The organism is Kyrpidia spormannii (assembly GCF_002804065.1).
Classification (GTDB): Bacteria; Bacillota; Bacilli; order Kyrpidiales; family Kyrpidiaceae; genus Kyrpidia; species Kyrpidia spormannii.
Genome location: NZ_CP024955.1, coordinates 1,084,910 through 1,103,208, shown reverse-complemented (window position 1 = coordinate 1,103,208; position 18,299 = coordinate 1,084,910). Strand labels below are relative to the sequence as shown.

Sequence of the window (18,299 nt, the reverse complement as noted above, 5' to 3'; positions counted from 1 at the left end):
GGAGGACCGAAAACTCCTCACCTGGAACCCATCTCCATCCCCTGACACGAGGGGATACGAGATTTATTATGGGACCGTTGTCCCAAACCAAAAACTAAATGTCGGCATCATCAGCCAAAATCAATATACACTGGATCTTCCACCTGGATCCTACCAAATCTTTATTCGTACCTGGGACACCAACGAAAACTACAGTGATAGCGAAATCGTGACCATCACGATTTAAATCCCAGATAATTCATGTAGGATTTTTTAATTTGTGATAAACTTACGGAGAACAAACATAGGGAGGAGATGTCATGAGAAAGATCACGGCTGTCATTCTGGTTTGGATCATCACAGTATGTTTTGGCAGTTCAGTACCCGTTAAAGCCGATAATGGCGCTCCCCAACTGGATCAATCCAGTACGGTCTGGAAGGTGCCGGCTACCTGGCCCTGGCGCGTCATCATGGGAGACGGCCATTATTATGGGATTGATGAAACCCGTCTGGTCCAACTTGACGGAGGAAAAGAGCAGGTCTTGGCCGATGTACAGAACCTTGATTGGCCGCCGAGCATCGACCCGCATACATATCGACCCGGATACATGGCCTATGACAATGGGACGATTTACTTTGGCGGATATGTATTCGCGCCGGAGGATACCCATGGACGGGGAAAAGGCTACGCAGTCATGATGAGCTACAATGTGCAGGAGGGACAACTGAAACTCCTCTACAAATCCTATGCCTTCCTCCGACTGGATCTCGGGGATCCAAATTATTTCTTTAACGATCCTCAGGACTATCCGCTCATTACATACAATGGCCAAACGTTATACAACTACGTAATGAACGCGGCTGTCCCCAATCCGGTTGTGAAGGGGGATTACATCTATTTTGCCCGTGACAGCAAAGATCCCTATACTGGAGCACCGACTGACCACTGGGAAGCCATTGTGCGGATCAACAAGTATACTGGACAAGAGGAAATTTTGGATGTAGGCAATGGTCTTGGGGTTATGGCAGAAGTGGATAGCCGTCTAACCGACTGGTATGAGAAAGGAAGTGAAATTCTCGTCTATCCTATATCTGACTCCAAATTTCTCATTCCCGATGGACATTTCCGAATCTATGGTATGGATCTAAATGGTATCGATAAACAGAGACTCCCAGCAGAGAATGTCAAGCCCGCCGTCCCATTCACGCCTCGGAAGTTGTACGTGGACAAGAGCATTGCGTACTTTCAGTTCTGGCACCCGAAGGTATATAATGGAACCTTCTGGTATCTCTACTCGGATGGGATTTTTAAAGACACAGGAGATGGCATTCAGAAAATGTACGATCAAACCCAGTTCCCGGATGTTCAAGGAATCCTGGATTGGGCCATGAGTGATAACGAAATTCTTTATGCTGATTTGTATAACCACGCCTTTATCCTAAAGACGAAACCGGCTTCCATCCCAGCCACTCCGTCGAATTTCAACCGATACCTTACAGACTTCGACCGCTATCATCCTTGGGACTGGAGCCAATATAAACCCGAAGACTATCAATAAAATCAATCCCCCGGTCTCTTATGGACCGGGGGTCTTTCTTCCGGATGAATATACATGATCTAAAGCACCTCCTTGACTCAATCCAAGAAGAGCAGGTACAATGCGCTTCCGCCAGGGAGTCAGATCCTTTCCCTTGAAGAGGTAGGAAAAGAAAACAAGCCATTTCTCTTTCTCACAAATACGAACAAAGCCTTCAAACCCAATCACAAGGGGTTCGAGGAACAATATTGGCGTTGTCCCAGGTTTCGTGGAAATTTGAAGGTGGCGGTCTCCTGAGCCCGTTTGGTATAACGGGATTGGGAACAACAAAGAAAGGAGAGCGCCACCTATGAAATCAAGGGTACACCAAATTGTGCGAGATGACCAGGGACTGTTTTCTGCACTCGACGCCTCTCAGCAGTTGACCATCCAACTGTCTCTTCTGGACGTGATGGAAACAGCGAGGGAAGGACTCATGGCCCTAGGGGTTCAAACCGGATTTCGAGTCATTCAGTTGATGATGCGGGAGGAAGTCGAAGCATTGGTGGGCCCCAAGGGCAAACATCATCCGGAGCGCAAGGCCGTTTGACACGGCAAGGAGAAAGGCTCGGTGATCCTGGGAGGCCGGAAGGTGGCTGTGGAGAAAATTCGAGTACGTAGTGTCGAAGGCCATGAAATCCCTTTTGAGACCTACCAGGCGTTTCAGGATCCAATGCTCCTGACCCAGGCTGCCTTGGAGCGGATGATCCACGGGCCTGTCGACCCGAAAATTATGCGTGGGGTCTATTTGGCGTGCCCAAAAGCCTACCGCCACCGGCGTCGTTTGACGCTTACCCTATTTCTAAGTGCTTGGCAGTGAGAGAAAAACGGCCAAAGAAACCATCATAGAATATGACCACGGAAGGGTGGGTGAGCAGTGTCGGAATTTGAAGTATTTGAAAAAGAACGCAGGATGGAATTAGCTTTGCAGGCTACATACAATGAATGGTGGCGGCGGATGTTTCGTGCCGTCAAATCACTTGACGAACAGGATATTCGAAAGTTGTCCAATCCTTTCGTGATTAAATGTCTGCCTGCATATCGGAAAGCAAGGAGAAAGGTATTCATCGTCGGGAAAGAAACGAACGGGTGGGGATCATTCTACGAGACCCTGGATCACTTTCGTTACGCAGATACTGATGTTCAGCGGGAGGAAATAATCCAGTATCTCCAGTGGATGTATGAGGACTTTCGTCTGAACCGCAAATGGGATCATACACCGTTTTGGAGAGGGAGCCGAGAACTATTTCGAGCAGTTGCACCTGATGACGGTGACGATGCCTTTTTAAATGCACAACTCATCCCGTTCGACTATATGAATGGTCGTCCACCGTCAAATCTGGAAGAGTTACTGCATAGCGAGTTCAATGTATTGCCGATGACGATTGAAGCAATTCAGCCCGATGTCGTTCTCTTTTTAACAGGATACGCCTATGACGAACGAATCAAAAAAACCTTTCGGAATCAGAGATTATTGGGGGATACACTGGCGTTTCACCCGATTGACGGATTTCACCAAAACCAATTGGTTCGTTTGTCTCATCAAGTTCTTCCGTATCATACATACCGTACCTATCATCCAGGCTACTCACTGTTACATAGAGATACAGCGTTTGATCCTGTGAAAGAGAAACTTAAGGAGCTGGTAGAGGTATGAGGAGCCTTTATCGGGAGGAGATGGGTGGGTGCGTGCTCGAGACAGATTTGATGTTAGATTAGTATACGTTTGGATTCTGACGGTGGTTACATGGCTTTTCACATTGATGGCGGCGTTTGCTGTTCGGGGGATTGAAGCGGCAAGTGGGCGTTGTCACAAGTTTCGTGGAAATTTGAAGGTGGCGGTCTCCTGGACCCGTTTGGTATAACGGGATTGGGCACAACGAAGAAAGGAGAACGCCACTTATGAAATCAAGGGTACACCAAATTGTGCGAGATGATGCTAGGAGGAAGTCGAGGCATTGGTGGAAAGGCAAACATAATCCGGAGCGCATGGCCGTTCGACACGGCAAGGAGAAAGGCTCGGTGATCCTGGGAGGCCGGAAGGTGGCTGTGGAGAAAATTCGAGTACGCAGTGTCGACGGCCACGAAATCCCGCTTGAGACCTACCAGGCGTTTCAGGTGTGTTTGCTATCTTCGTTTTGAGCCATTCTGATTACCTGAAGGTGAGCCACTTTAGGGAAAGCTTGATCCACATATGGGCGCCCTTGACATGGAGCCTCCAGGGGCATGATTCATTGCGAAAGCGCGATCTCCAAGGGATTTCGCAAGGCAAAGAGCCTATCATGCCCCTTTCTCCATGTAAAGGGCGCCAGCCCAGCTGGAAGCTTGACGGCTCCCTCTCAAGCGATCGGAGTGGCTCAAACAGAGTCGAGCGAAAACATCAGGATCCAACGCTCCTGACCCAGGCTGCCTTGGAACGATGATCCATGGCCTGTCGACCCGAAACTAAGCGTTTGGTCTTGAACCGGTGGGTAGCGAGGTGGAAACGTCCGGCACGAGCAAGAGTGCCGTCAGCCGCCGTTTCATCGCCGCCACGAAGAAGCTGTTGGAAAAGCTCATGCAGCGGCGCCTGGATGACCGCCGGTACGTGGCCCTGGTCATCGACGGGATCGTCATGGCGGAACACACCGTGGTGGCTGCATGGGGCATTGACGCAGAAGGAAAGAAGCAAATCCTGGGCGTCTGGGAGGGAGCGACCGAGAACGCGGCTGTGTGCAAGGCGCTGCTGACAGACCTTGTGGACCGGGGACTGAGGACCGACGAGGGGATCCTGGTGGTGATCGACGGAAGTAAGGCCTTGCGTGCAGCGGTGCGGGACGTGTTTGGAGAGACGGCGCTGGTTCAGCGGTGTCAGGTGCATAAAGAGCGCAATGTCCTGGAGCACCTGCCGGAGAAACAGCGAGATTGGGTCAAGAGGCAACTGCGGGAGGCGTGGCGTCAGGAGACTGAGAAAGAGGCGCTGGCGGCCCTGTAGCGATTGGCGGCGCAACTTGAGAAGGCGTATCCAGGGGCTGCAGCCAGTTTGCGGGAGGGAATGGAAGAGACCGTGACCGTGATCCGACTGGGTATTCCGGAACTCTTGCTGGGGGCACTGCGATCGACGAATGCGATTGAATCGGCACATGAAAAGGTGCGTATGGCGAGTCGGAACGTGAAGCGCTGGCAGAATGGGGAACAGGTGCTGCGCTGGGCAGCTGCGGGTTTTCTCGAGGCGGAGAAGAAATTCCGGACCGTCAAGGGATTTCGCCAAATCCCGCTGCTCATCGACGCATTACACAAATGTCTACACCCCCAACCACAGCAGGAAGAAACATCCATAACCGCGTAAATTGCAGAAAAAGGCCGTCACGAAAATCTACGACGACCGGGACAAGCCCGCACACCATGCGGCTCCGGTCTGCCCGCTGGCGCGGAAATCGGCCACGCGGGTCTGCCACAGCTCACGAAGTTCTGCCAACTCCGCCTTGGTCATGTGATTCCCTCCCTGATTAGCCTGTGGGAGGATTATCTCGCACAACAGGGGGGAGTAGCTACGTGTGTGCCATTTTACGCTTACCCGGAAGTTGCATGTCTCTCCCCTCCGAATCCTGGTACAGAGAGAATTCGGAGGTTCTTGTGCGTTTTCCTCCTATACTGCTTAAAAAACCATCATTCGACAAAATATGACATGCGGAAAATAGGATTCAACATCGGGACGCCAGTGTGCGCACCACATCACGCAACAAGTCAGAATCGTAACCGGGCCTGACCTCGATGATGGCGGGCCCAACACGGACTGACAGGGCCATCTCCGCGCACTCGGGAACATCCTGGACACGGACCGGGATAAAATGGGGTTGTGATTGCGGGGGTGCCTCTGTCTTAAACTTGCTCACCCAATACCAAAGCTGATGCTCTTTGATTTGGTGAGCCGCACACCATGCGGCTCCGGTCTGCCCGCTGGCGCGGAAATCGGCCACGCGGGTGCGCCACAGCTCACGAAGTTCCGCCAACTCCGCCTTGGTCATGTGACTCCCTCCCTGATTAGCCTGTGGGAGGATTATCTCGCACAACAGGGGGGAGTAGCTACGGTAGAGTGAAGGGCTGGGGGACCCAGCCCCTCCTCATCAAACCGTACGTGCAGTTTTCCCGCATACGGCTTTCCGATGTTCTTCACCTTGCGCTGTTATAGCCCCTGCCCATACCCGCTTACCGTTTTCAGCCCAATGGACCGGAAGAACTGAACGATTTCCGTCGGCGTCATCCGGTTGCGTTTGTGCTTCTTGCGCCAGTACAGAATCAGTCGCCGATTGATGTGCCAGTCCACCTTGCTCAGAAACCTGCGGCTCATGCCTGGGTCGACACTCCCATAATAGTTCCTCCATCCTTGGATGATGGGATTCAGGTTTGCCACCACCTGTGCTGGACTCCAATACAGCCGATTCCGTGGCGCTAACTCCTCCCGTACCTTGGCCCGCATCTTCTTCATGGCCTTCTTGGACGGGTAGCTGCGCAGAACGTGCGCTACCTTGCCTCCCTTACGGAGTACCGGTATGCGTTGGTGATGGAACCCGAGGAAATCGAACCCTGGCTTGCCAATCCACAGATCCACCAGCTTAGATTTGTCCTTGTTTATGCTTAGCTCAAGCCTGTTGAACACGGCTTTCAGCACCTTCACCGATTCCAGTGCGTGGGCCTTCTTCTCGCACAGAATGACCAGGTCATCGGCGTACCGCACCAGGGTGCCCAAGTGGGTAAAGCGCTTCTCCCATATCGTGTCCAGGTAGTTCAGGTAGATGTTCGCCAGCAGCGGCGAGATCACCCCGCCCTGCGGGCTGCCGATCTCCGTTTCATGGAACAGGCCTTCTTCCATGTATCCGGCTTTTAGCCACTTCCGAATCAGCTTCAGCACCCGCCTGTCACTGATCCTCTGCTCCACGAGCTTGAGCAGTTTGTCGTGTGGGATGTTGTTGAAGTAGCCCGTGATATCCACGTCTACCACCCAGTACACTTTTCCCCAGTTCACCGCCCGATGGATCCGATCGATGGCCCCTTTGGCGCTACGCTTGGGTCGGAACCCAAACGAGCAGTCCTTGAAGTCCGCTTCGAAGATGGGTTCAAGCACGATTTTTGCCGCCATCTGTGCGACCCGGTCGCGAATGGTCGGAATCCCAAGCGGTCGGGTCTTGCCGTCCGCCTTGGGTATCTCCTTCCTTCGCACCGGCATCGGCCGGTATTTACCTTTCATGAGGAGCTCCTGGATCTCCCTCACAAACCGAATCTCGCCGTACCCCTGGACGATATGACGGATGGTGACGCCGTCCACCCCGGCACTGCCCCGGTTGGCCTTCACTCGTCTCCATGCTTCCCACAGCACATCGATTCTGTATACCTTGTCGTACAGGGCATGAAACCTACGTTTGGGATTCGCCTTCGCAGCAAGGTAGAGGGTCCTCTGGAGTTCTCGAACTTTGTCTTTGGTGTAGTTAGCAGTGTTTTCTGCATTCACTCGCTCTTACCTCCATTGAACCCGCGAACAAAGTAAGGGTGCTTTCCTCCTGCAGGTTGTGTTGTCCTGCGTTCCTTGGTACTACCACCCTCTCCGACTCCCTCCCCGCGGTTCACCATTTCACCTTGTAGGGCTTATAGGGTCACCGTTTACGGCATTCGCCGTGCGGGGTAGGGCCTCCCTAGTTCCAGGCACAACTGTCACTACATGCCGCTTCCTCTACACCGGAGGATTTTTCCGTGCTGCCCTTCCAGATTCTTCACACGTTCCATGGCCTTCGCCGGTGCACACGCGGCTCGGCTTCCTCTTGTCCCTTTCGGGTCTAAATTAACGATGCGGCAGGATTCACTTCATGTTACGGCCTGCAGTTTTGCTTCACCCATCCGGGCTTTTCGCAGGGCTTCACCCTTAGGCTCTCACCACCAGATGCCTGCTAGCTACGAGGCGGTCTGGCCCCTACCTCGGCCGGACTTGCACCGGCAAGTTGTGCCTAGCTTTGCTAGGCACGCTGTGCGCCATTTCACGCTTACCATGCCGGAAGAAAGACGTTAAGGACGCCAAATAGATTGACAGGATTAGCCCGCCATGGTCTAAAGTTGCGTCATTTGACGTACAAATGTTATGATAGGCTCCAAGTCAACAGAGTCTATCTGTGGTCCCCAAGATAAACGAACTGCAGACTCGGCAAGCGCCCCCATTGCTTCCAAGACGTGACTCGGGCGATATTTTGATGAAGTACAGGCCGACCCGTTAGATATAGCAATTTCAGTCCTAGTCGCCAACATTAGAGCTTCTGAATCTATTCCTGGAAAACTTACATTTACGCAATTAGGAAGGCAGTGAGTTTGGTCTCCGTTGATGACGTGCTTAATAACTCTCAGTTGGTCTAAAACATCCTGCTTAATACGAGCCTCTTGTCTTAACCACTTTTCCCCATGGAGCTGTGCAAGTTCCGCTGCCTTACCGAACCCCGCAATCAACGCTACTGGGAGAGTGCCCGGTCGTAGTCCGTTTTCTTGTCCTCCTCCATGGAGAAGAGGTGTTAGCGGTGGTCGTACGTAGTTGCGGTGGCGTAATATCAGTGCTCCGATTCCTTGAGGCCCATAGACCTTATGTGCAGTAATGCTCATTAAATCGTAATCAAGTGATAATATCTCTTTTGATAGTTTTCCAAACGTCTGAGATGCATCAACATGGAATAAAACCCCCATTTCCTTAAGCCGCGTACCGATTACGTCAACCGGCTGTAGTACCCCCGTTTCATTGTTGGCATGCATAACAGTTACCAACAGCGTGTCAGTCCTTACCCTTCGAAGTAAATCTTCCGCATCAATAAGCCCTGCCGAATCTACAGGGCACAATTCGATATCAAATCCTCTACGAGAAAGTACTTTTAATGGTTCTAAAATTGAATTATGCTCAATATTAGTTGATATGATGTGCAGTTTCCTTTGTTTCCGACCATAATCCTCGAGCCCCAAAATCGCTAAATTGTTACTTTCTGTTGCTCCACTTGTAAAGACGACTTCAGTTGGGCTAATGCCTAACAGGTTTGCGATCTTGGCTCGACTTTCATCTACAATTCTCTTTGCCTCCTGTCCATAAATATGAGTTCGGCTACTGGCGTTTCCGAATTGTGATCGATAAACGTGGATCATTAGTTCTAAAACCTCAGGATGAACAGGGGTCGTTGCATTGAAGTCCAAGTACACAGGCATCAGTCATTCACTCCTCTGACTGTGTTTCGTCAGAACTGGACAACTTCAGCAGATCTCCGATGTTCTTAATGAAATTCGTCGCTGCCAGATAACTTATTCCCCTATGCAAATGAAGTCTGAACTGCTTAGCCAATATATCTGGACTCGTTCCAAGGCCATCACTAATGCAACGTTCGATAATGAGCGCTTCATAAATATCCTGATATTCCCCACCAAACACCTGCCAGGTCATTTCAACGTTGCTATCAGCTGGATGCTCAACATCAGGCGGTGGTGTTGGCTCTTTAAGCGATAAACAGAGAGCCCAGCGGCACAAGACATTCCATTGCTGTATCCCTGTTTTAGATTTTAGACGAATCAGTTGCTCCTTGGCTCTATTGGACAATCGTATCTGTTTCACGATCATGCCACAAGGATTCCCTTTCATTTGAGTTTGTATTGAAATATCCTTCCACTATACGGGTGGACTTATCCAATTCGTCATATACGAGTGTGTACCGACGATTAATAAAAGGTTCAATGGCTCTTAAGTAATCCCCTTCAATTTCCTTATCAGTTGATAATACTATTACTTGGTGACTTGCATTTGGAAGATACTTGCTAACGAAGTTAAACCGATGAAGCGAATCCAGGCGTCCCATAGGCGTGTCTATGATCACAGGGAGTTGCTTCCCAGAAACTTTACCTAATCCCCACAGAATCGCTATAGCTAACATTTGCCGCTCGCCAGCGGACAGCTTAGATTTCTGTATAATATTTGAACGTTCGTCTTTTAAAGATATCCTAAATGTAACAGGATCTACATTAACTTCCTCAGCTAGCGACTTTTTGTGTGTGAGTAAACTGTACTGCTTAGTGATTGCTTGAGCTAGCTTGCCAACTTTTTGCTGTATTAGACGATTCCTGAACACCCTCATCTTCTCTTGCGCCTTAATCGAGTACTTTATGATTCTCTCTGCATCATCAGATTCGGCTATCCGATTTCCAATATGTAAAATTCGAGTTTCAACCGCTCGTTTCTCAGCTTCGAGCCGAGCTTTCTGCGATCGAATATTATCGTATTCCTTCCGATATTCTTCTATTTTAATTTTCTTTTTTGTCTTCTGCTCAATTAAGAACTCAAACTGTTTAGGATCTATATCCAATGTGAGGTTAGTCTCAATTTGCTTTAACTCAGTTTCTACCTTATCCAACTCGATAATTAGCTCACGCGAACGAGACGTTTGATGCGAAATTACCTCTAGTACCTGCTGTACCTGAGCTGGACTCAAATTATAATTGATATCCTCATTAGCGACCTGTGACAATTCCCGGTACCGTGCTTCAATCGTACGATTGACAAGTTCTTGTATCCCTTCATCCTTTGTTGAGAGTTGTTTAATCAGCATACTTTGTAGATTCTCAATTTCAGGAAGTATGTATCTCGCTTTCTGGATCAACTCTTCATGGCGGGAGACTAATAAAAGCCGCTCTACACGTTCCCGGACCAGAGTCAACGGAAGTGCTCCCGATGCCAAAGCAACCATCTCAGCACGGAGATCAAGCGATCTCTTTGTTAAATCTTGATGATTAGTGACATACCTTTCCCTATCTTCATAGAGGTTTCCGCCCAACTTGTAGTATTGGGCCTCCAAATCCTCTAGTTGTTTTTCCGCTTGCTCTATTCGCGTGTATAGACTTACTTGCTCCTGGTTCAATCGAGCAATCTCATTATCCAGCTCATCCAATCTAGAATGTGCTTCCTTGAATTCTTCATAAAGATCACTGTTTTTGATTGCCCTCTCCTTACTACGAACAAGTGTTCCTAGTTCTTTGATTAAACGATCGACTGTATCTATACCTAACAGTGATCGAATTGCAGTTTGCAAAGACTCTATAGTTTCTTCCGACTCCGCAAGTGCAGAAATCCTTTCGCCATCAAAAAAGAACAGCTCTGAAATGGCCACAGGAATCTGTTCTTCTATAAATGCGTCCCAGCCTTCAGCGAAGTATGCATTTAAATGACCATCTTGCCACACTGACAGGCGATCCGTTACTCTAACCTGTCTTTCCTTCCAAGACCTTCTGACTCTTAAAGCTGTGAAATCGTTACCATCAGGCACTTCCATGACTAATTCTACCCATGACTCTTCCTGTTTCCCATCAATCCCAACACTAATGAGACTTCGCAGGTAATCTGAATAACTCTCTCCCCGAGGTAAGCGAGGCGATCGCTTGCCATAAAGGTTCAAGAAAATAGCATCAAGAATGGTCGTCTTTCCACAGCCATTAAGGCCTCCAATCAAAGTGACAGGTTTACCATCGCCACGTCCGTTATAAAGCTCAATAGTCTGTTTCCCAAGAAACACCCCAAAATTATTAAGTGTAATTGATTTAATTACCATTTCACTCACCTACTTCAATCTCCGAGCAATGTGCTCGGAAGATCCATTTCGCAAGTTTGTTTGTTGCTTCTTGTACTCTAATGCATCTTCTACGTCAGCGTAATAGCATTTACGTATAAAATGTTCGATGTCATCTATAATGTTCTTTTTTCGATTGAGAAGTGTGTGTTTCTCAGTAAGCATGAGAAGGGATGAACACATTTCGCGTTCAATACTGTCCCCTTCAGTGATTTCTGTTAAAATGGACCATTCTTCCTGACCAAAGTTACTTAGGATGGTATTCTCTGGCCACACCCGGCCCGTGACTTCTGAATAAATTCGGGGTACAGCATCATCAAACTCGAATTTTTCCTCAACCCAAATCCTGCGTATTTCCCTTAACTCGTCTAACGTAACTAACTGGAATTCGCCTATGTAGCTCGGCATTAGAGCCTGGACTTGCTTTTCGACCTCGAGAAGGCGTCGCAGCAAATATTCCCGATATTCCTTTGTGTAAGGTCCAGGAATCGTCCCCTCGCGACTTTCGTAAAGCTTTATGCTACCGTCCATCCTACGGAAATCCCTAAATGAATGGTCATCAATCTTACCGTTTTCATCGAGCTTCCCAATTTCATTTCTAAACTCAAGCATTGGGGTCATCCATATTTTTTCTTCATCATTTTGTATCATTGCCTCCATAGATTTATCCTGGCTTACAAGGGTACAAACCCAGCAGCCAAACCGACTATTACCGCAACTTGGTGTTGTATTATCAACAACCAATGGACACTCATTGTCACTGCTAGCCTCACGATACATACTCATCAAGTCCTTGTTTGAAATACCCCAAGGGTTATTAACTTGCATTAAATACAGCCACACATCATCACTTGACCAGTCTTCAATCGGAGAGAACACCCATGAATTTTGGAGGCTACCATTTGGACTCAGCACTTGCCTGGTACGTTTCGTTTCATATTTCGCCATTGTAGCCGCTCGAGCCGAACTCTCGGATTTTCGAGTACCCAATACAAGGATGGTTTCACCATACTTCTTGACCATATTCCTAATGAATTTGTTAGAAGGATCGATCTTTAGCCGGCTAGTGCACCATCGGAAACCCTGTCGTGGGACGGGATACCCACGCCCAATAAGATTTACCCAGTATGAATTGTGTACATCTGGTGTAAGTCGATGTACCTTTATAGGCATCTTCTGCTGCGTGGCTGCAACTTTCATCAACGTTAACGAACGGTTCACCCAAGCTGCTACGATCGGTTGTTCCACTAGTGTGTCCGTGCTAATTACATGTATTTCTTTTTGGCTCCTTTTTTCGGGGGAAAGATCTGCTATAGCTGTCCATACCAGTTGTAGGGTTGCTGTAGAATCCTTACCACCGCTATAACCCACGACCCAAGGTATGTAATCTGATAGATACAGCTCTTGTATACTCTTCTTCAACTCATCGAGGATTTGTCTGGTAATACGTATCTGCAATTTCAATGAGATATCCTCCCTGCTATTGACAGACCTTTCTTATGTGCAGCTTCAGCTTCAAGTTCTTCGTTACTTAACTCAACACCCATGATGTGTTTCAACTCATTCGTCAACAAGACAAGATTGTTGCGAGAGTATGAAATTCGACCGCCGATAGTGACACGCCCCTCCCACCTTGGGTTTGACCTGTGCCAGTCAACTGAACCTATTCTACAAATCATATTTGTCCATTCATCCGGATGTTGTTGCACTAGTGAGGCGCCTAACCGTCCTAAGGCAACCAGTGCGATGGTATGAACATTTATGTAGTCCCTTCTAAGTTCCGAAGCCCGAACTCGTCCTTCTTTAGCCAGGTTCCACTCGCGAAGGTAACGACTTATGGTATTCCAGTAGTTATATGCAAGTTTATGCTGGTCTTCTAAGTCTTCTTCATCACCAATCGCAGTTAACAATTCACAAGTCGCACGGTAGATGCCACTCAAAGTGAACAATTTGGTTGAACGATTAGATATGGTCGATCTCTCAAGCTCCGTCAAACCCTCAAAAACAGGAACTTGGTGAGTCAGGCTTCTTGCAATTTCGGCAATTGGATCCCTATGGTCATATAAAATGTTTAAAGACTCTGTTGGCCGAACTGCGTGCCGATTCAAATCTGCAAACATCTGCTGGCACCTTTTTAAACCACGATCAATAAAGAAGACTATTGCTATCGTTTCATTCCCTAATTCTGGACGTTCTTTCAGAGCCGCTTCGATCCCTGCTCGACGGTGCTGTCCGTCATTAACTATGAATTTTGCGTCCATAGGAACTCTTATCGTACCTAAGTTGTAGTAATTTAAATCGTCCGATATAGGGTGAAACTCGACATCACCATCAATCGAAACAGTAATTGCCGAGAAGACATATCCATTCGGATTATCGATCATATACTTTGCCAGAACAGGGATCCGGGCTTTGTTAAGAACACGTTGAGACCTTAAGTTCGGTTCGAGATCTTCTTCGTCAAACACAAGTAAGCGCGGAACCAAGCGTAAAGGACACATAGAAACATAGTACTCTCTACCAGCCTGAATACCCCTTATTACTGGAAACGTATAGAACATCGGAAGCTTCACGTTCGTCATCCCCGTAACGGAAGTATAGTTTGTAACAATGGAAGTACGTTCAATCACAATGATACATTCCACGGCTCATCCGGTCAACCCCTATGCATGAGTATGCATACCTCTGACATACGGTCTTGACTGAGTAGAGAATAGATACGCATATTCGCAAAATAACAGATACCGATCACAAGAAACTCGACCAAAATGGTCTATATTTATCTCTATTAACCTCTTATACAAATTTTGGTACTACGCATCACACAAAACGAGACACTAGCACGGTTTAATGAAGTTAAGCTGGAAGTGTGAAAAGCATCTTTCAAACGGGCGTCCGTATGTATGGGCTCTCACTATAGGGGTATGCAGAATGCGTAAGACATTCTAATCAATTAGACCCAACAGGTGATGCCAAGACCAACATAAACTTCCTCAAAAAGATCAATCGAAAATTCCCCAGGAATACCATTGGTAGCTCCCCCAAGATAGACGAAAATCCCATCATCGGGGACCAAAAAGACAAGGAAGAGCACCGGTACAGTTTCGTGCCGATTGCTCTTCCCCCTAAAGCGAAGACGTTTCCCTTTATTGACGTTTTAAACCCCTTGATGACTCTCTCGCGTACAAGCAGATCTTACCTGCTCGTCACCTTCTCTCCCGATTCTCCACCTATCAAATCGAACGGGGCCATTACCGAGCAGACAAAGTGCCAGAATCCAGCCGAATCGGGGGCAGCCAGGCCGACACAGACTCATACACTCTTTGTGTCTCGTGTCTTGGTCGCTTTGCATACCACCGATTCAGCGTGTCGGGCGATCGGTGGCCAAAATAGTTCTGGAGCGTCACGAGATCAAATTCTCGGGACAGTTCGGACCCCATCCGCGTCCGAAAATGCTTCGGAAGCAGATCGGGTAGGCCAATGATTTCCCCGTACTTCTTCACGAGTTTCAGAAGTCCGGTTTCACTGAATTGGCACCGTTTTTGGCTGATAAACATCGGTTCGTCCGCCCGCAAGCCGTACCTTTTCTGCACCTCGTACAACAGTTCGCACAAGTCCGGTTCCAGCCGGTACACACCCTCTACATTGTGTTTGCACCGGGGAATGATTAAAACGTCTTCCTGCAAATGGAACCACTTCAATCCCCGAAGTTCGGACGAACGGGGCATAAACCTCACCAGCACCACAAACAAGGCGTAATCCCGAAGCCCCCAATAGCCCCCTATAGCCTGGAAATCCAACGACAGGAGGGCCCTTAATTTCTCCATGGTCAATGGACTTTCCTCTGTCGGATCGGCGGCGACCCGAGCGCGGCGATCCGCTGCGGAGTCGATATCCGCCACCGGATTGGACTTCACATATCCGAGCTCCTTCATGACGTTGAAGAACGCCCGAAGGGAGTCCAGATGAAGTTGGATTGTACGGGGAGATAGCGGTTCCCCTTTGGCGGTTTTCCGAACGTGTAAGAAGTAGCGATACTTAGCCATAAATGTCCTGTCCAATTTATCGATCGTTCGCGGATTGTGCAAGGCTATATCGGTAAACTCGGCAAAATCCTTGAGATGTCGCCGATAGGTGTCGATATGTTTGGCTTTGCCCTTGGCTTTCCATGCGTTGACCGCCATCGATATGGCTTTATGAACCGTTAGGCCCCCCTCTGTATCCTGCCACTCATCTTGAGTAGAAGAGAGGAACTCGACCACCTGAGTCCCGAGGTTATTGTCCATTGGATCAGCCCCCTTATGAAACGCATATTCGGACTTATCGCCCGGTGCTGCAAATCCTAGAAAAAGACTCTCCGCAAAATCAAGTCAAGGGAGGCCATTCAAAAAAATTCACAAGCCTATAACCCCACTGATAACCAACCGCCGCAACAGCCTATAACACCCTTGCCAAAATGGGTATTTTGGAGCACAATAACCCCGAGGATGGAGAAGTCGAGGACGATGGTCTCCGGACAAAGTCTCCATAAGTATCCAGGGGGCTACAGTACAAAGTTTCCATAAGTTGAAAACCCACAGGGAAAAATCCCCTGTGGGTTCTGGGTCGCGGAAAGGCAACCTATAAGCCGAGTTCTGTCCTCCCGGTGGTGCCGGCGCGCCCGCGGCGCTCCCACCGATCTGGAGGGGCAATCATCTATCTAGGCCGACCGTTGCCGGCCGGCTCCAGCGACCTACCCGAGCGCGCGGCGGGCCACCGCATTGCGCTCCTATCCGGTCTTGCTCCGGGTGGGGTTTACCTAGCCGATGCGTCTCCGCACCGCTGGTGCGCTCTTACCGCACCGTTGCATCCTTGCCCGATCCCGCCCGGGAACCACCCGGCCGGGCCGTCGGCGGTCTACATTTCTGTGGCACTTTCCTTAGGATCGCTCCCACTGGGTGTTACCCAGCACCCTGCCCTGCGGAGCTCGGACTTTCCTCGCATGCGGCCTTTCGGCACTGCACGCGCGATTGCCCGGTTGCCTTCCCGCGTGGTTGAAAGAGGATCGCAGACTTTTATTATAAGCTATCGACTCCCGGTTCGCAATGGAGTAATTTTCCACGCACAAAAGTGACATCGGCCGCCGCTCCCAGGCGCGTGCGTTCCCGACTCCAACCCATCGAGATTGCGACCGCAAAGCGGGCATTTTTGCTCAAAGGCCATCATCGCGTGAATGCAGGTCAGCCCAATGGCAAACAGCACCGCCGCCGCCCCATCGACCCCCCATGCCAACACACCCCGCGCCATGGTCGATCGCTCCTCCCGTCGCCGAAGCCTCCTAAACCTATCCTATGACCCGGGAGATCTCCTCATGACACGCGGGTTTGTATTACACAAAAGCAAACGGTTCTCGAATGCGATCGCTCGGAAATACCTCCACAAGAGCCCCGCGGGCTGCGGCCCTCGCCTGCAGGTAGGCGACGATCACGGGAACGATCCACCGTTCGGTGCTGTAGTGTCCGGCGTCGATAACAGGCAGACCCGCCGCCAGGGCATCCAGGGCGTCGTGATGTTTGACGTCCCCGGTGAGAAAGGCGTCAGCACCCTTCTTCCTCGCCTCCTCGGCCCATGCCATACCCGACCCACCGAGGACGGCCAAACGGGAGACCCGTTGGGAAGCATCCCCACAAAACCGCACCCCGGGTGCATCCAGCCGATCTTTGATGAATACGGCCAACTCCTTTAAGGCCATAGGCTTTGCCAAGGTGCCGATGCGCCCGATCCCGAAGGTTTTGACCGGCCGCTCCAATGGGTAGACATCATAAGCCACCTCCTCGTAGGGATGGGCAGCCAACATGGCATCCACCACCGCATTCAGTCGGTCGGCAGGAACCACCGTTTCCAAGCGGATTTCGTCCACCTCTTCCAGCTTCCCCACCGATCCTATGTACGGATTCGCGCCTTCCTCCGGCTTAAACGTCCCTTTTCCGGGAATGTTAAACGTACAGGAACTGTACCCCCCGATCCACCCCGCCCCTGCCGAGCAGACGGCATCGAGCACCTGGCGGTGGTGATCCACGGGCACGAAAACGGCCAGCTTGAACATGCGCTCGTGCCGCGTGGGAGCGAGCACCTCGACGTCCACCAGCCCCAGACGCTCCACCAGTTGATCGTTCACGCCGCCCGGAGCAACATCGAGGTTTGTGTGGGCATTGTACACCGCAACGTCGGCTTGAATCAGCCGGCGTAACATCCGGCCGGCGGGGTCGTCTTCCCGAATGCGATCCGCAGGGCGATAGAGAACGGCGTGATGAGAGACCACCAGTTGGGCTCCCCGGGCCACCGCCTCCTCGGCCACGGCCGGGGTCAATTCCAGGGTTGCCAAAACCTTTGTCACCGGTTTCGCGGGATCCCCGAGCTGCAGCCCCACTGGATCGCCGTCGATGGCCAGTGCCGGTCGGGCCCACTCGTCCATCCACGCGACGATATCTCCGACTTTGACCATTGCTAAACCTCCTGTGCATCTCCGAGCGCTTCGTTCACCGGGATTCGGCTCTGCAACGAAAAGAACGGAAGAACGACTCGCCGGGGGCATCCGGTTTCATCGCCGCCATGACTTCATACCGTCGCCCCCGGTCTTCAACCTGCCCTTCCTCTGTCACCCGCCATCCAGATTCCTGCCACCACCGCCGAAGAGCGTCCGCATGTTTCATCGGCTGGGCCACCACCAAGGTATTCGGCCCCAGCTTGTCCATGCCCCGGCGGAGGATATCCATGATCGTGAGACCCCCCATCCCCGCCAGCACCACGACTTCCACCTCGCCAGGCTCCAAAGGATCCAGACCGTCACCGAGCCTCACCGACACCGGAGCCTCCCCACCCAGGCGCGCCCGGACACAGGCGCGGGTTCTGGCGTAAGGGCCGGGCCGCTTTTCCACGGCGATCACCTGCTGGGCTCTGCCCGTTTCGATCAAGCGGCAGGCGAGCATCCCGTGATCACTGCCGATATCCGCCACGATACGGCACCTTGGAACCATCTGTTCCACCCTTGCAAGCCTCGAACCATAGCGAATCGCCCATCAGCTCCTCAAGCCCCATCCACGACCTCGTCCACCATCCAAGGCCCCACAGGGGATGGTCGCCCCGAAGAACATCA

At 50.5% G+C, this 18,299-nt stretch carries 15 protein-coding genes, 1 other RNA gene and 2 pseudogenes; 5 read left to right on the top strand and 13 right to left on the bottom strand.

Going from position 1 to position 18,299, the window contains the following annotated elements:
- Nucleotides 1-299 precede the first annotated feature (299 nt).
- The 5 genes and pseudogenes from CVV65_RS05450 to CVV65_RS17080 all read left to right on the top strand — a co-directional run.
- Nucleotides 300-1,538 (top strand): hypothetical protein, encoded by a 1,239-nt coding sequence (locus CVV65_RS05450; RefSeq protein ID WP_100667289.1) that lies wholly within the window; start codon nt 300-302, stop codon nt 1,536-1,538.
- Nucleotides 1,539-1,908: 370 nt separating this feature from the next.
- A pseudogene (locus tag CVV65_RS17520) lies at nt 1,909-2,324 on the top strand (IS256 family transposase); the annotation flags it as partial.
- Nucleotides 2,325-2,433: 109 nt separating this feature from the next.
- Nucleotides 2,434-3,213, top strand: a complete 780-nt coding sequence (locus CVV65_RS05435; protein ID WP_100667286.1) for a hypothetical protein — start codon at nt 2,434-2,436, stop codon at nt 3,211-3,213.
- A 245-nt stretch (nt 3,214-3,458) separates the two neighbouring features.
- Entirely contained in the window at nt 3,459-3,698 is a 240-nt protein-coding gene (locus CVV65_RS17515) for a hypothetical protein (RefSeq protein ID WP_100667284.1), read from the top strand.
- Between the two features lie 239 nt (nt 3,699-3,937).
- Nucleotides 3,938-4,884 (top strand): annotated as a pseudogene (locus CVV65_RS17080) (IS256 family transposase); the annotation flags it as partial.
- 27 nt (nt 4,885-4,911) lie between these two features.
- On the opposite strand, the gene tnpA (CVV65_RS17400) reads toward CVV65_RS17080, so the two are convergent.
- The 13 genes from tnpA (CVV65_RS17400) to CVV65_RS05355 all read right to left on the bottom strand — a co-directional run bounded on the left by tnpA (CVV65_RS17400) (nt 4,912) and on the right by CVV65_RS05355 (nt 18,216).
- Nucleotides 4,912-5,028, bottom strand: a complete 117-nt coding sequence (tnpA, locus tag CVV65_RS17400) for an IS66 family insertion sequence element accessory protein TnpA (protein ID WP_407928391.1) — start codon at nt 5,026-5,028, stop codon at nt 4,912-4,914.
- A 211-nt stretch (nt 5,029-5,239) separates the two neighbouring features.
- Nucleotides 5,240-5,563, bottom strand: a complete 324-nt coding sequence (gene tnpA / locus CVV65_RS05410) for an IS66 family insertion sequence element accessory protein TnpA (RefSeq protein WP_100667281.1) — start codon at nt 5,561-5,563, stop codon at nt 5,240-5,242.
- A gap of 158 nt (nt 5,564-5,721) precedes the next feature.
- On the bottom strand, nt 5,722-7,044 hold the full coding sequence (gene ltrA, locus CVV65_RS05405) for a group II intron reverse transcriptase/maturase (protein ID WP_100667280.1): 1,323 nt from the start codon (nt 7,042-7,044) through the stop codon (nt 5,722-5,724).
- A 590-nt stretch (nt 7,045-7,634) separates the two neighbouring features.
- A complete protein-coding gene (locus tag CVV65_RS05400; RefSeq protein WP_100667279.1) occupies nt 7,635-8,762 on the bottom strand; it encodes a cysteine desulfurase family protein in 1,128 nt (375 codons plus the stop codon).
- Between the two features lie 7 nt (nt 8,763-8,769).
- Nucleotides 8,770-9,168 (bottom strand): DNA sulfur modification protein DndE, encoded by a 399-nt coding sequence (dndE, locus tag CVV65_RS05395; RefSeq protein WP_100667278.1) that lies wholly within the window; start codon nt 9,166-9,168, stop codon nt 8,770-8,772.
- On the bottom strand, nt 9,137-11,146 hold the full coding sequence (gene dndD / locus CVV65_RS05390) for a DNA sulfur modification protein DndD (protein WP_232796761.1): 2,010 nt from the start codon (nt 11,144-11,146) through the stop codon (nt 9,137-9,139). The genes dndE and dndD overlap by 32 nt, the downstream gene beginning before the upstream one ends.
- 9 nt (nt 11,147-11,155) lie before the next feature.
- Nucleotides 11,156-12,628, bottom strand: coding sequence for a DNA phosphorothioation system sulfurtransferase DndC (gene dndC / locus CVV65_RS05385; protein ID WP_198592135.1), 1,473 nt, complete (start codon nt 12,626-12,628; stop codon nt 11,156-11,158).
- Nucleotides 12,625-13,737, bottom strand: coding sequence for a DNA sulfur modification protein DndB (dndB, locus tag CVV65_RS05380; protein WP_198592134.1), 1,113 nt, complete (start codon nt 13,735-13,737; stop codon nt 12,625-12,627). The genes dndC and dndB overlap by 4 nt, the downstream gene beginning before the upstream one ends.
- Nucleotides 13,738-14,415: 678 nt before the next feature.
- Nucleotides 14,416-15,450: a tyrosine-type recombinase/integrase gene (locus CVV65_RS05375; protein WP_100667275.1), complete on the bottom strand. Its 1,035-nt coding sequence runs from the start codon at nt 15,448-15,450 to the stop codon at nt 14,416-14,418.
- A 321-nt stretch (nt 15,451-15,771) separates the two neighbouring features.
- Nucleotides 15,772-16,189: RNase P RNA component class A (gene rnpB, locus CVV65_RS05370), an RNA gene on the bottom strand.
- A 39-nt stretch (nt 16,190-16,228) separates the two neighbouring features.
- Nucleotides 16,229-16,450, bottom strand: coding sequence for a hypothetical protein (locus CVV65_RS05365; protein WP_100667274.1), 222 nt, complete (start codon nt 16,448-16,450; stop codon nt 16,229-16,231).
- Between the two features lie 82 nt (nt 16,451-16,532).
- The gene (locus CVV65_RS05360) at nt 16,533-17,648 is read right to left on the bottom strand and encodes a Nif3-like dinuclear metal center hexameric protein (protein ID WP_100667273.1); all 1,116 of its coding nucleotides are present in this window, start codon (nt 17,646-17,648) and stop codon (nt 16,533-16,535) included.
- Nucleotides 17,649-17,682: 34 nt separating this feature from the next.
- A complete protein-coding gene (locus CVV65_RS05355; protein WP_269148839.1) occupies nt 17,683-18,216 on the bottom strand; it encodes a class I SAM-dependent methyltransferase in 534 nt (177 codons plus the stop codon).
- Nucleotides 18,217-18,299 lie beyond the last annotated feature (83 nt).